Below are 12,903 nucleotides of genomic sequence, written 5' to 3' on the forward strand. Positions count from 1 at the left end.
GGAGGACTTCCGGAGGTGGGGCATCGCCGAGGTCGGGCCGTCCCTCGCCAAGCAGGACGCGACCTACCAGCCGCTGGCCGACGAGCTGGCGAAGGCCTCGGACGCCGTGGGCGCCTTCGACTTCGACAAGCTGAAGAGGGCCGCCGGCCGGATCAAGGAGCTCTGCGCGGACATCTAGCCGGTGGCGCCGCCGAGGACCGCGGTCAGCCACCGGGTGGCCGCGGTGTAGTCGGCGTCGGTGTTGCCCGCCGACGCGGTGACCGAGGGCGCGCCGGGCTCGGCCTTGGGGTAGGAGCCGAGGAAGCGTAGCTGCAGGCAGCGCCGGTGCAGTGCGGCGAGGGCGTCGCCGACCCGCTGCTCGGCGACGTGGCCGTCGAAGTCGAGGTAGAAGCGGTACTGGCCGAGCCGGTCCTTCTGCGGGCGGGACTCGATGCGGCTGAGGTTGATGCCGCGCAGGGCCAGCTCGGTGAGCATCTCGGCCAGCACGCCGGTGCGCTCGGCGGCGGCGACCGCGACGATCGACGTGCGGTCCGAGCCGGTGGGGGCGGGCAGCTCGCCGGGCCGGCGGAGCAGCAGGAACCGGGTCACCGCGCCGTCGACGTCGGCGACGCCGGTGGCCAGCACGTCGAGCGCGTAGTGGGCGGCGGCCACGGGGGCGGTGATCGCGGCGTCCCACTCGCCGCCGAGCACGCCGACCGCGGCGGCCGCGGTGGAGTTGGCGGCGGCCTGGGTGGCCCGCGGCAGGTGCTCGGCGAGCCAGGCCTGGACCTGGGCCAGGGCATGCGGGTGGCTCGCGACGCTGCGCACGTCGGCGGCGGCGAGCCCCGGCCGGGCGAGGACGGCGAACCGCACGGGCAGCACGACCTCGGCCACCGCGACCAGGGGCTCGTCGACGGCGAGCGCGTCCATGGTGGCCGAGACGGCGCCCTCGATGGAGTTCTCGACGGGGACGCAGGCGAGGTCGGCCTCGCCGGCCCGCACGGCGGCGAGGGCGAGCGGCACGGTCGCGACGGGGACCAGCGGGTCCTCCGGCCGCGCGTAGGCGAGCGCGGCCTGCTCGGTGAATGTCCCTTGTGGTCCGAAATAGGCGATGCTCGGCACGGGGCCACCCTACGCAGCCTCAGCGCGGGTAGGCGCCGCCGTCCAGGCCGATCACCTGACTGGTGAGATATCCGTTGCCCAGCACGGCCATCGCGAGGTCGGCGACCTCCTCGGGTCTGCCGTAGCGGCCGACCGGGATGCGGATCGGCACGTCGGGGCCGGCGCCGGGGAACATGCGGGTGTCCTCGACCAACGCCGGCGCGAGCGCGTTGACCGTCACGCCGTGCGCGGCGACCCGGGCGGCGAGGAAGTGGACGAGCCCGTGCAGGCCGGCCTTGGACGCCGCGTAGTGCGGGCCGATCATGCCGCCGGTGAACGCGGCCACCGAGGACATGAACAGCACCCGGCCGTGGCCGCGCTCGACCATGCCCGGGAGCACGGCCTGAGCCAGCAGGAACGGCGCGCGCAGGTTGACCGCGAGCGTGTCGTCCCAGGTCGCGAGGTCGACGTCGGCGTATTCCAGCATGGTCGCCGTGCCCGCGTTCGGGATCAGCACGTCGACGGGCCCGAGCTGCGCGGTGACCTGCTCGACGAGCCGCGCCGGGGTGTCCGGGTCGGCCAGGTCGGCGCCGAGCGCCAGCGCGTCGACTCCCGCCGATCGGGCCAATGAGACCAGCCGTTCGGCTTGCTCGGAGTGCGCACCATAGGTGAACGCCACGCGAACTCCTGCGGCGACGAGCCGCTCGCCCAACGCGCCGCCGATGCCGCCGGACGCGCCCGTGAGCAGCGCCGTTCGGCCGGCCAAGTCGTTGTCCGCCACAAGAATCCCTCTTCCCGGTGTCACGCGAGATGAACGGTGGCCACCCGGACGGGGTCGCCGAGCCGGGCTACGTGTCACCTGTTTGCGGTTACGCGCGGTGCCACCAAAGTGCCATGCTGGAGCCGTGACCGCCGATTCGGAGGCAGAGAGCTCGGAACTCGCGACCGGACGATTGGCGCTGGTGCTCTGCGCGGTGGAGGAGCCGCTCGTGCAGGCGTGGGCGGACGCCGTTGCGGAGCGTCGTGACGTGTGGGTGCACCGGGGGTCGGTGCTGGACGTGGACGCGCAGGCCGTGGTCAGCCCGGCGAACTCGTACGGGTGGATGCGCGGCGGCATCGATGCCGTGTATGCGCAGACGTTTCCGTCCGTGGAGCAGCACGTGCGCAGCGCCGTGCTCGCCTACCACGGTGGGGAGCTGCCCGTCGGCCAGGCGCTGATCGTGCCGACCGACGCGCCGTCGCCGGCCTGGCTGATCAGCGCGCCGACGATGCGCGAGCCCGGTTCGGTGCTGGCGCCGGACACCGTGCACCCCTATCTCGCGGCGCGGGCGGTGTTCCGGCTGTGGTGTGACGGCCGGCTGGAGGACGACCGGCCGGTGCGCCAGGTGGTGCGCACGATCGCGCTGCCGGGGCTGGGCACCGGCGTGGGAGGCGTGGCGCCGCGGACGTGTGCCAGACAGGTGATGGCCGCGTGGGACGAGGTGTTCGACACCACACGGCCATAGGTTCGCTCACGTCACCGCGGCGGCATGATCCGCCCGTGCGCGCATACCCGTGCGGCGACTACAGGTGACGGAATTGCCAGGCGAGATTCACACGTTGGGTGGTCGCCAAAATGGCAGGCGCCGGGTTAGCTGAGTGGTGACCGGATTTCCGAGCTAGGAGGTCGAATGTCGTTAACGGTTTCCCCCTCGCTGTTGGAGAAGGCGCAGCGCGGGCCCGTGTCCGACGACGATTTCATCGCGTGCATCCGTGACTCGCTGCCCTATGCGTGGTCCGTGGTCACCGACGTCGCCGAGCAACTGGCCGTCGGGGGCGGCGCCTTCGCCGACAACCAGAAGGAGCCGCCGGACGAGGCGGCCCGCGGGCAGCTGCTGCGCCTGGTCGGGAGCGACGCCATGCGTGCCGCGGTCGAGCGGCACCTCAACGTCCGGCTCGCCTTCCAGAACTGTCACCGGCTCGCCCTGTTCGACCCCGCGGCGCACGAGGAGTACGCCGAGTTCGTCAGCCCGCGGTCACAGCTGCTCAACCAGAGTCCCGAATTAGTGAACTGCTGACCTCGAAAAAGGGAGCCAACGGCGGCTCCCTTTTTCGAGACGTCACTCATGCATTTATTGCGATATTTTCAGTCCGATCTTTTGCGGTCTCCCGACCACGCCGCCCCGGCCGGCGCCGAGGGGCCGGGACGGCGCAGCGTGTACTGGGTCACAGTGCCCAAACCGCCCCGACGCCTTACGTTTGACGGATGCGGGCGACACACGTGCGGCCTGTCCGCTCCGGCCGCGACCTGAGCCCCTACGTCGAGCTGCGCCGGGAACAGTGGCGCGAGCTGCGCCGGGCCACCCCGCTCACCCTCACCCTCGACGAGCTGGTCGCGCTGCGCGGGCTCGGCGACCCGGTCGACCTCGAGGAGGTCGTCGACGTCTACCTGCCGCTGTCGCGCCTGATCAGCCTGCAGGTGGCGGCCCGCCAGCAGCTGTACGAGGCCACCACGTCGTTCCTCGGCGAGGACCCGACCGAGACCACGAAGGTGCCGTTCGTCATCGGCATCGCGGGCAGTGTCGCGGTCGGCAAGTCGACCACCGCCCGGCTGCTGCAGACCCTGCTGGCCCGCTGGCATGATCACCCACACGTGGACCTCGTGACCACGGACGGCTTCCTGCTGTCGAAGGCGGAGCTGCTGCGGCGGGGCATCATGCACCGCAAGGGTTTCCCCGAGAGCTACGACCGGCGCGGGCTGCTGCGGTTCGTCTCGGACGTGAAGTCGGGCGCGGCCGAGGTGCGCGCGCCGGTGTACTCGCACCTGGCCTACGACATCGTGCCGGACGAGGTGCAGGTGGTGCGCAGGCCGGACATCCTCATCATCGAGGGGCTGAACGTGCTGCTGCCCGGGCAGGGCCTCACGGTGGCCGACATGTTCGACTTCTCGATCTACGTCGACGCGCACACCGAGGACATCGCGCGCTGGTACGTCGAGCGGTTCCTGGCGCTACGCGACACCGCGTTCACCGACCCCGGCTCACACTTCCACCACTACGCCGCGCTGACCGACGGCGAGGCGCGGGCCGAGGCGACCCGGCTGTGGCAGGAGATCAACGAGCCGAACCTGGTGCACAACATCCTGCCGACCCGCCCGCGGGCGACACTGGTGCTGCGCAAGGACGCCGACCACCGCACGAGCCGGGTCCGGCTGCGCAAGCTCTGAGACTGTCGGTGGCGCGTGGTTAGGTTGCGCGCGTGGACGAGTCGAGATTTCTCGAGTGCCTGGAGGCCGACTACCAGCGGCTGCGTGCGGTCGCACCCGGCGCCCTGGGCGAGCCGGTGCCCACCTGCCCGGGGTGGACGATGGCCGACCTGGCCAGGCATGTCGCCGAGGTGTACCTGCACAAGACCGAGACCATGCGCCGCGGCGAGTGGCCGCAGCCGTGGCCGCCGGACCTGGGCGACGACCCGCTGGCCGCGCTCGACCGCGCCTACCGCGAGCTCACGTGGGAGCTCAACACGCGCAAGCCCGACGAGCCGGCGCTCACCTGGTACACCCCGGTCCAGACGGTGGGCTGGTGGGCGCGCCGGATGGCGCAGGAGACGGTCATCCACCGGGTCGACGCCGAGCTCGCGGCGGGCCTCGAGCCCACGCCGATCGCGGCCGACCTCGGGGCGGACGGCATCGACGAGGTGTTGGTCTGCTTCCTCGCCTACGCCTCCAGCGAGTACCCGGAGGACCTCGGCGACCACCTCGACAGCTGCGACGGCAGCACCGTGCGGATCGACACCCCGGAGGCGAGCTGGCTGGTTCAGCTCGGGCCGGGTGTGGTCACCGTCGAGCGGGGTCAGGCCGACGCCGAGGCGGTCGTGCGCGGGTCCGAGGACGCGGTGCTGCGGTGGCTGTGGCGGCGGGTGGGCAACAGCGGGGTCGAGCTGGACGGAAACCGCGGGGTGATCGGCAAGCTGCACCAGCTCCTGGGGGACACCACGCAATAGTCTGACCTCATGCCGGTGCGGGTGGCGCTCGTCGACGACCACGAGGTGGTGCGGCGCGGGCTGCGTGACCTGCTCGACGGCGAGCCGGGCATCGAGGTGGTCGCCGAGGCGGGCGGCGTCGCCGAGGCGCTCGCCCGGATCGGCGCCACCGCGCCGGACGTCGTGGTCATCGACATCCGCCTGCCGGACGGCGACGGGGTCTCGCTGTGCCGCACGCTGCGCTCGCTCGACCCGGCGCCCCGCTGCCTGGTGCTCACCGCGTTCGACGACGAGCAGGCCCTGGTCGAGGCGATCATGGCCGGCGCGTCGGGATACCTGCTCAAGCAGGTGCGCGGCCAGGACCTGGTGGACGCGGTCCGCGAGGTGGCCGCCGGCCGCTCGCTGCTCGACCCGGTCACCACGGCCCGGGTGCTGGACCGCATGCGCCGCTCCGCGGAGACCGACGAGCTGGCCGTCCTCACCGACCGGGAGCGCCGGGTGCTGGAGCTGATGGGCGAGGGGCTCACCAACCGGCAGATCGCGGAGCGGCTGTTCCTGGCGGAGAAGACCGTGAAGAACTACGTCACCTCGGTGCTGGCGAAGCTGGGCATGGAACGCCGCACCCAGGCCGTGGCCTGGATCGCCCGCCGCCCGCGGAGCTGACCGGCCGGGGCGCCGCGAGTGGGAAATCGCGGCGCCCCGGCCCCTTCCTGGTCACGCTGGTGCGACAGTCGCCTCCGCCGGGCGGGGGCGCAGCGTGACCCAGGTGGTCACCATCGTGGCGAGCAGGGTCAGGGCGGTCGCCGTGCCGATCACGGCGAGGTAGATCCAGATCGGGCCCTTCGGGAGCAGCGAGCCGTCCGTCACCAGGGTGAACGGCAGCAGGGTCGTGGCGGACACGACGGTGCCGAGCACGATCCCGATCGCCGACACCATGCCTGCCTCGACGAACATCATCCGGAGCACCTGGCCGCGGGTGGAGCCCGTCAGGCGCTGCAGGCCGAACTCGCGGCGCCGGGCGGAGGTGGCCATCACCTGGCTGTTCACCACGGAGATCGCGGTGTAGGCCACGATCATGCCGGCCATCAGGTAGTTGATCCACGCGCCGAGCTGCTGGTCCTTGGCGTACGCGGCGGTCAGCACGTCGCGGTCGGCCACCGCCACCCCGGGCCGGTCGGCGACCAGCGAGGTCAGCGACCGGGACAGCGCGTCCAGGGACGTCCCGGGGTCGGCGCGGACCATGATCTGGGCGGGCAGCCCCGAGGTGGTGTGCGCGGCGACGAGGTCGGCCGGCATCAGCACGGTCTGGAAGCCCTCGCGGCCCGGGTAGAGGCCGACGATCCGCACGTCGACCTCGGCGCCGTCGCCCATGCGCATCGTGATCGTGTCGCCGACGCCGCGGCCGAGCGCCGCCGCGTGCTCGGCCGGCAGCGCCACGGTGTGGCCGGTGAGGTCGGCGAGCGTGCCGTCGGTGACCCGCACCGCGGTCGTCTCCGCCGCGCCCTCGGCGCTGACGCCCTGGATCATCCAGCCGTCCTCGCTCTGCGAGGCGTCGTGGGGCGCCGCGACGTACCCGGTGGTGCTCGCGAACTCCGAGGCCGCCGCGACACCCGGCACCGCGGCGACCTCGGCGACGAGGTCGCCAGGCAGCCCGCCGGTCGACGAGTTCAGCACCAGGTCGGCCCGCAGGTTCTCCCCGTACGCCTCGTTCGCGACCGCCACCTGCGTGGTCTGCAGGTAGATGTTGGCCGTGGCGATGCCCGTGGCCAGCATGATCGGCGTGACCACCGCGGCCACCCGCACGGTCCGGGTCTTGGTGTTGAGCGTCGCGAGGTAGCCGGCCGTGCCGGACACCGCGCGCACCGGCCAGCGCAGAACCGCGAGCATGACCCGGGTGATGCCCGGCGCGACCAGCGCCAGCCCGATCGCCCATAGCAGCACCGACGGGCCGGCCGTGCTGGCCGCGATCGGCCCGGTCATCACCGCGATCGTGACGATGAACAGCGCGGTCCCGCCGCCGAAGCACAGCACGGCGAGGATCAGCCGGACCGCGGACAGCCAGCGCCGCTGGATCGCGGCCTCCATCAACGCCTCGGTCGGCCGGGTCCGGGCCGCCCGCCGGCCCGCGACGAACGCGGCGGCCAGCGAGATCAGCAGCGACGAGCCGACCGCGACGACCATCGGGACCCAGCCGGCCCGGAACACCATCGCGTCCGGCACGACCCCGGCCGAGGCCAGCCGGTCGAACAGCCACTGGCCGAACGGCACGCCGAGCAGGCCGCCGACGGCGGTGGCGAACACGGCCATGACCAGCGACTCGCCGATCACCATCCGGCGCAGCTGGCCGGGGGTGGTGCCGATGGCGCGCAGCAGGGCCAGCTCGCGCTGCCGCTGCTGGATCGACAGGCCGAGCGTCGTGGCGACCACGAACAGCGCCACGCTGATCGCCAGGCCGCCGAACACCGCGGCCAGCACGATCAGGCTCTCGCTGGACCTGTTCGACTCGAAGTGCTCGGCGATGCCGCGCTCGGCGCCGGTCAGCAGGACCGCGGGTGCGCCCTTGACCGCCTCGCCGACGTCGTGGGTGACCTGGCCGAGGTCGGCGCCGGGCGCGGTGAGCACGCCGATCGAGTCGACCTTGCCGCCGTGCCCGGCGATGCGCTCGACGTCGGCGTCGGCGAAGAACACGTCCGGCGAGCCGGTGAGCCCGGCGACGGTGAACGTGGCGGTCCGCGCGTTGGCGACGACGGCCACGCGGTCGCCGACCCGGTGGCCGGCCGCGCCGTCGAGCACGACCTCGCCGGGGCCGGGCGCGTGGCCGGCGGTCAGCGGGGACGGCGTCAGCGCGGCCGAGGACCAGCCGTGACCGCTGGCCGGCGGGCCGGCCGCGCCGTCCTGGACCAGGGTCGCGGGGAACGACACGTCGCCGACCGCGGACGCCACGCCGGGCACGGTCTCGATCTTCGACACGAGGTCGCCGTCGAGCCGGACCCGCTCGGCGAGCGTGCCGGACACGGTGTCCTCGTCGGGGTTCTGCTTGGGCAGCGCGTAGGACTGGCTGCCGGTCACGACCAGCGGCGCGGCCGCGAGCCGTTGGGCGGGCACCTCGGTGCGGATGCCGGTCTCCATCAGGCCGCCGCAGGCCATCGTGATCACGGCGCCGAAGGTCATCGCGAGGAACGTCGCGATGAAGGCGCCCTTGCGGTAGCGCAGCGTGCGCAGGGCCACCCGCACCATCACCGGGCTCCCGTCGGCTCGCGCTCGGCCCACGCGCCGAGGTGGGTCATCCGCTCGGCGACGGCTTCCGCGGTCGGGCTCATCAGCTCGCCGACCAGCCGGCCGTCGGCGAGGAACACCACGCGGTCGGCGTAGGACGCGGCGACCGGGTCGTGGGTGACCATGACGACGGTCTGCCCGGCCTGGTCGACGGCTTTGCGCAGCAGGCCAAGGACGTCGCGGGCGGTGCGGGTGTCGAGGGCGCCGGTCGGCTCGTCGGCGAAGATCACCGCCGGGCGGGTGACCAGCGCGCGGGCGATCGCGACGCGTTGCTGCTGGCCGCCGGACAGCTCGCCGGGCAGGTGCTTGCGGCGGTCCCCCAGGCCGACCTGGTCGATGACCCGCCGCACGAGTTCGGACTTCGCGCGACGGCCGGACAGCCGCAGCGGCAGGGTGACGTTGTCCTGCACGGTCAGCGCCGGCAGCAGGTTGAACGCCTGGAAGACGAACCCGATCCGCTCGCGGCGCAGCTTGGTGAGCGCGACCTCGGACAGCTCGCCGAGGTCCTGGCCCTCCAGCAGGACCGCGCCGCCGGTCGGGCGGTCGAGGCCGGCCGCGCAGTGCAGGAACGTGCTCTTGCCAGAGCCGGACGGGCCCATCACCGCGGTGAAGCTGGCCCGCGGGAACCCGGTGGTCACCCCGTCCAGCGCGGTCACGCTGGTGCGCTTGCCGCCGTAGGTCTTGCGTACGTCGATCAGCTCGACGACGTTCATGGTGTTCTCCTCGTCTGTCGCACAGGACAAGCGTTCCGCGGACGGGCTGCGGAGACACTGGTGCTGACCAGGGGAAACGTGGTGGGGATAGCCCTACCCCAGCGGAACCGTCCACGTGATCGTGGTGCCGCGGCGGGACGAGGAGTCGATCGCGCAGCGGCCGCCGGCCTGGGCGGCGCGCTCCTCGAGGTGCTTGAGACCGCGGTGGCTGACCCCTTCGGGGATCCCGCAGCCGTCGTCGGCGACGGTGAGCGCCAGGCCCCCGTCGCGTCCGATGTGGACGGACACGTGGTGGGCGCCGGAGTGTCTGACCACATTGGACAACGCCTCGCGCAGGGCGGCGCGGGTGTGGTCGGCGAGGTCGGCGGGGACGTCGTGCAGGTCGCCGTCGATGGTCAGGGTGGGCTCGAAGCCGAGCAGCTCCCCGGCGATCGCGACCTCGCCGCGGACGGACTCGGCGAGGTCGGCGGCGGTGTCGGCCGGGTCGGGGTTGCGCAGCGCGCGGACGACCGCGCGGACGTCGGCGATCGAGGCGTCGAGCTGGTCGATGGCCTCGGTGAGGCGGGCGGCGTCGGTGCGGGCGAGCTTGCGGGAGGGCCGGCGGGCCATGAGGTCGAGCCGCATGCCGGCGGCGTAGAGGCGCTGGACGATGACGTCGTGCAGGTCGCGGGCGATGCGGGCGCGTTCCTGGTAGAGGCCGATCCTGGCGCGGGCGGTGGCGCCCTCGGCAAGGAGGAGGACGAGCCCGGCCTGCGCGGCGAACGCGGCGAGGAGGTCGACGGTGGTGGCCTGGAAGGGTTTCGCGCCGCGCCGGCGGTAGACGGTGAGCGCGCCGAGCCTGCGCTGCGCGGTGCCGAAGGGGGCGGCGGCGAAGGGTCCGTAGGCACGCAGCTCGCGGGGGACGAAGGGCGAGGTCCGCGGGTCGGTCCACACGTCGTCGACGACGACCGCGACGCCGCCGCGGGCGACCCGGGCGGCGGCGCTGCGGGCGGAGAGGACGAGCCCGACGGGGTCGGTGGTGTCGGGCAGGACGGGTGCGCCGTGCGCGGCCTCGACGGTGAGTGAGCCGTCCTCGGCCCGGGCCATGACGAGCCCGAGGTCGGCCTCGGCGAGATCGGCGGCCCGGCGCACGACGAGCCGCAGCACCGCCTCCGGGTCGTCCCCGGACAGCGCCGCCGTGGCGATCTCGGTTGCCGCGCCGAGCGCACGGGCGGCCAGGTCGGGCTCCATCGTCGTGGCCACGCTAGCCACTCGCCGCCGGCTCCGCCGCAGGCATCGGAACCGCGCGCCCCCGAAACTGTCGGTCCCCACCGGTAACGTCGAAACCGGGGGACCCCTGGGGGCCGTGCGAATGGGCCGTTCGCACCGAGTTCACCCGGCCGTGGGCGATCTCCACGATCAGGTCGGCGTCGGCTGCCTCCTCCGCGCGGTGCGTCACGTGGATCACCGTGGCGGGCAGATCCCTGATGGTGGCGATCACCTCGCGTGCGGTCGCGACGTCCAGGTGTGCGGTCGGCTCGTCCAGCAGCACCAGCTCGGCGGTCGGGGCGGCCAGCAGGGCACGGGCCAGGGCCAGCCGCTGGGCCTCGCCGCCGGACGCGGTCGCCGCGCCGCCGGCCAGCCGCGTGTCGAGGCGGTCGGCCCAGTGGCCGATGCCGGCCCGGCGCAGCGCGTCCGCGAGCTGGGCGTCGGTCGCGTCGGGGTCGGCCAGCCGGAGGTTCTCCCGGACCGTCGTCGACACGAGCTGGGGCTCCTGCGGGCACCAGGCGACCGCGCGGGGGATCTTCGCGGTGCCGCGCTCGGGTTCGAGGAAACCCAGGAGCAGGGCCAGGAGCGTCGACTTGCCGGCGCCGGACGGACCGACGATCGCGACGTGCGTGCCGGCCGGGAGGTCGAGGGTGACGCCGCGCAGCGCCGGCTCTGCCGCGCCCGGCCAGCGGACGTCGACGTCGCGCAGGTCGACGCGGTCGCCGTACTCGGGCCGGACGGCGGTCTCCTCGCGATGGATGCGGGCGACGGCGGCGCGGAGCGCCTGGTGGTGCTGGGCGGCGGGCGGCACGAGCGCGAGGACCTCGGCGAGCGCCAGCGGGAGCAGGGCGCAGACGGGGGCGAGCAGCGGGTCGAGGGTCCCGGCCGCGACGGCGGTGGCGGCCAGCGCCGTGCCGGCGACCGCGGCGGCGCCGGTGGCGAGCGTGATCACCAGCGTGGCCGCACCGGCGCCGAAGGCCTCCCGCTGCGCGGACCTGGTCAGCTCGGCGTCCGCGGTGGCGATGGCGGCGCGGTGGCGGTGGTGCGTGCCGAACGCGATGAGCTCGGCGGCGGCGTCGAGCAGGGTCAGCGTCCGGGTGGCGATGCGGCGGCGGCCGGCGGCGAGCACGGTGCCGGCCCGCCGGTCAAGCGCGAGCGCGACGGCCGGTGCACCCAGCCCGGCCGCCGCGACCGCAATGACGAGCGTGCTCGCCGCAGCGGGCAGGACCGCCAGCTGGACGAGCACGGCCGCCACGCCTACGAGTGCCGCGACGAGCGGCGGGGTGAGCACGCGTGGGGTGAGGTCGCGGACGGTGTCGACGTCGTGGACGAGCCTGGGCAGGTCGTCGGCGCTCGTGCGGGCCGGGCCGCCGCGGGCGAGCGTGCGCCAGAGCCGCGCGCGGTGCTCGCCGGCCGCGCGGAAGGCGGCGTCGTGGGTGACCAGGCGCTCGAGGTAGCGCAGCACCGCGCGGCCGAGCCCGAACGCGCGGACCCCGACGACCGCGACGGAGAGGGTGAGGATCGGCGGCTGCTGCGCGGCCTTCGCGATGAGCCAGGCGGAGGTCACCGTGAGGGCGACGCCGGCCAGGAGCGCGCCCGCACCGAGCGCGGCGCCGGCCAGCAGCCTGCGGTCGAGCAGCGTGCGGACCCGCGCCCGGGCCCGGGCCGGCGGTTCGCCGCCGGTGGCTCGGCTCGCCGGCGCCTCGGCCCGCGGGATGTCCTGAGTGGACGTCGCAGCGCGATGGCTGGCAAGGATCACCGCGGCGCCGTTGGCCGCGGCGTCCTCGACGGCGGCCATGACCACGCCGGCGGTGGCCGGGTCGAGGTGGGCGGTGGGCTCGTCGAGGAGCAGGAACGTGGCGCCCTGCCGGACCCGGGCGAGCGCCCGGGCCACGGCGACGCGCTGCCGCTCCCCCGTGGACAGCTCGCCGACGGGCCGGTCGAGCAGGTGGCCGACGCCCACCCGGGCGGCGACATCGGTGGCGCCGATCTCCTCGGCGACCGTGCCGCCGGTGAAGGCCGGGTGTTGCGGGACCCAGGCGAGCCGGCGGCGCCAGGCCTGCGGGTCCAGGTCGGCGAGGTCCACCCCGCCGACCCGCACCGTTCCCCCGGCCGGGTTCGCGAAGCGCAGCAGGACCGCGAACAGCGTCGACTTCCCGCTGCCGCTCGGGGTGCTCAGCCGGACGAGCTCGCCGGGGCGGGCGGTGAGCGACAGGCCGTCCGGGGCGTTCCCGCCGCGGCGGCGGACGCGCAGGTTCGTCACGACGAGGTCGCCGTCGGGTGGCGCACCGCCTTTCTGGGCCGATGTGGCCGGGAGCCCGGCGACGCGGCGAGCGGCTTCGAGGCCGTCCTCGCTGGCGTGGTGGGCGGCGCCCGCGGCGCGTAGCGGGAGGTAGCACTCCGGCGCCAGGATCAGGACGAACAAGCCCACGGCCAGCCCGAGGTCGCCGGAGACGAGGCGCAGCCCGATCGTCACCGCGACCAGCGCCACCGACAGCGTCGCGATGAGCTCGAGCACGCGCGCCGAGGCGAACGCGAGGCGCAGCGTGCCCATCGTGGCCTTGCGGTGGGCGTCGGAGACCCGGCGGACGGCGTCGGCCTGGGCGCCGGCGCGGCGGAACGCGGT

Annotated in this window: 11 protein-coding genes; 5 read left to right on the top strand and 6 right to left on the bottom strand. The window is 74.2% G+C overall.

Annotated elements, in window-relative coordinates:
- Positions 1 to 174: 174 nt before the first annotated feature.
- Complete coding sequence (pheA, locus tag VGD70_RS32720) at positions 175 to 1,101, bottom strand: prephenate dehydratase (protein WP_331088264.1); 927 nt, start codon at positions 1,099 to 1,101, stop codon at positions 175 to 177.
- 19 nt (positions 1,102 to 1,120) lie between these two features.
- Positions 1,121 to 1,846: an SDR family NAD(P)-dependent oxidoreductase gene (locus VGD70_RS32725; protein WP_331088266.1), complete on the bottom strand. Its 726-nt coding sequence runs from the start codon at positions 1,844 to 1,846 to the stop codon at positions 1,121 to 1,123.
- Positions 1,847 to 1,985: 139 nt separating this feature from the next.
- Between VGD70_RS32725 and VGD70_RS32730 the strand changes: the two genes are divergently transcribed.
- The 5 genes from VGD70_RS32730 (at position 1,986) to VGD70_RS32750 (ending at position 5,703) form a co-directional block, all read left to right on the top strand.
- Positions 1,986 to 2,585 (top strand): macro domain-containing protein, encoded by a 600-nt coding sequence (locus VGD70_RS32730; protein WP_331088268.1) that lies wholly within the window; start codon positions 1,986 to 1,988, stop codon positions 2,583 to 2,585.
- 165 nt (positions 2,586 to 2,750) lie between these two features.
- Complete coding sequence (locus VGD70_RS32735) at positions 2,751 to 3,137, top strand: SCO5389 family protein (protein ID WP_331088270.1); 387 nt, start codon at positions 2,751 to 2,753, stop codon at positions 3,135 to 3,137.
- A gap of 188 nt (positions 3,138 to 3,325) precedes the next feature.
- Positions 3,326 to 4,285 carry a type I pantothenate kinase gene (gene coaA, locus VGD70_RS32740; protein ID WP_331088272.1) on the top strand — a complete coding sequence of 320 codons (960 nt, stop codon included), beginning with the start codon at positions 3,326 to 3,328 and terminating at the stop codon, positions 4,283 to 4,285.
- 32 nt (positions 4,286 to 4,317) lie between these two features.
- The gene (locus VGD70_RS32745; RefSeq protein ID WP_331088273.1) at positions 4,318 to 5,061 is read left to right on the top strand and encodes a maleylpyruvate isomerase family mycothiol-dependent enzyme; all 744 of its coding nucleotides are present in this window, start codon (positions 4,318 to 4,320) and stop codon (positions 5,059 to 5,061) included.
- A 9-nt stretch (positions 5,062 to 5,070) separates the two neighbouring features.
- Positions 5,071 to 5,703, top strand: coding sequence for a response regulator transcription factor (locus tag VGD70_RS32750; protein WP_331088275.1), 633 nt, complete (start codon positions 5,071 to 5,073; stop codon positions 5,701 to 5,703).
- A 51-nt stretch (positions 5,704 to 5,754) separates the two neighbouring features.
- On the opposite strand, the gene VGD70_RS32755 is transcribed toward VGD70_RS32750, so the two are convergent.
- The 4 genes from VGD70_RS32755 to cydC all read right to left on the bottom strand — a co-directional run.
- A complete protein-coding gene (locus VGD70_RS32755; protein ID WP_331088277.1) occupies positions 5,755 to 8,310 on the bottom strand; it encodes an ABC transporter permease in 2,556 nt (851 codons plus the stop codon).
- Positions 8,277 to 9,029, bottom strand: coding sequence for an ABC transporter ATP-binding protein (locus tag VGD70_RS32760; RefSeq protein ID WP_331088279.1), 753 nt, complete (start codon positions 9,027 to 9,029; stop codon positions 8,277 to 8,279). The genes VGD70_RS32755 and VGD70_RS32760 overlap by 34 nt, the downstream gene beginning before the upstream one ends.
- A 93-nt stretch (positions 9,030 to 9,122) precedes the next feature.
- Positions 9,123 to 10,259, bottom strand: coding sequence for a GAF domain-containing sensor histidine kinase (locus tag VGD70_RS32765; RefSeq protein ID WP_331088283.1), 1,137 nt, complete (start codon positions 10,257 to 10,259; stop codon positions 9,123 to 9,125).
- Positions 10,260 to 10,272: 13 nt separating this feature from the next.
- Positions 10,273 to 12,903: thiol reductant ABC exporter subunit CydC (gene cydC, locus VGD70_RS32770; protein WP_331088281.1), on the bottom strand; the 2,631-nt coding region annotated here is incomplete at its 5' end.

The organism is Actinophytocola sp., from assembly GCF_036402745.1.
Lineage (GTDB): Bacteria > Actinomycetota > Actinomycetes > Mycobacteriales > Pseudonocardiaceae > Actinophytocola.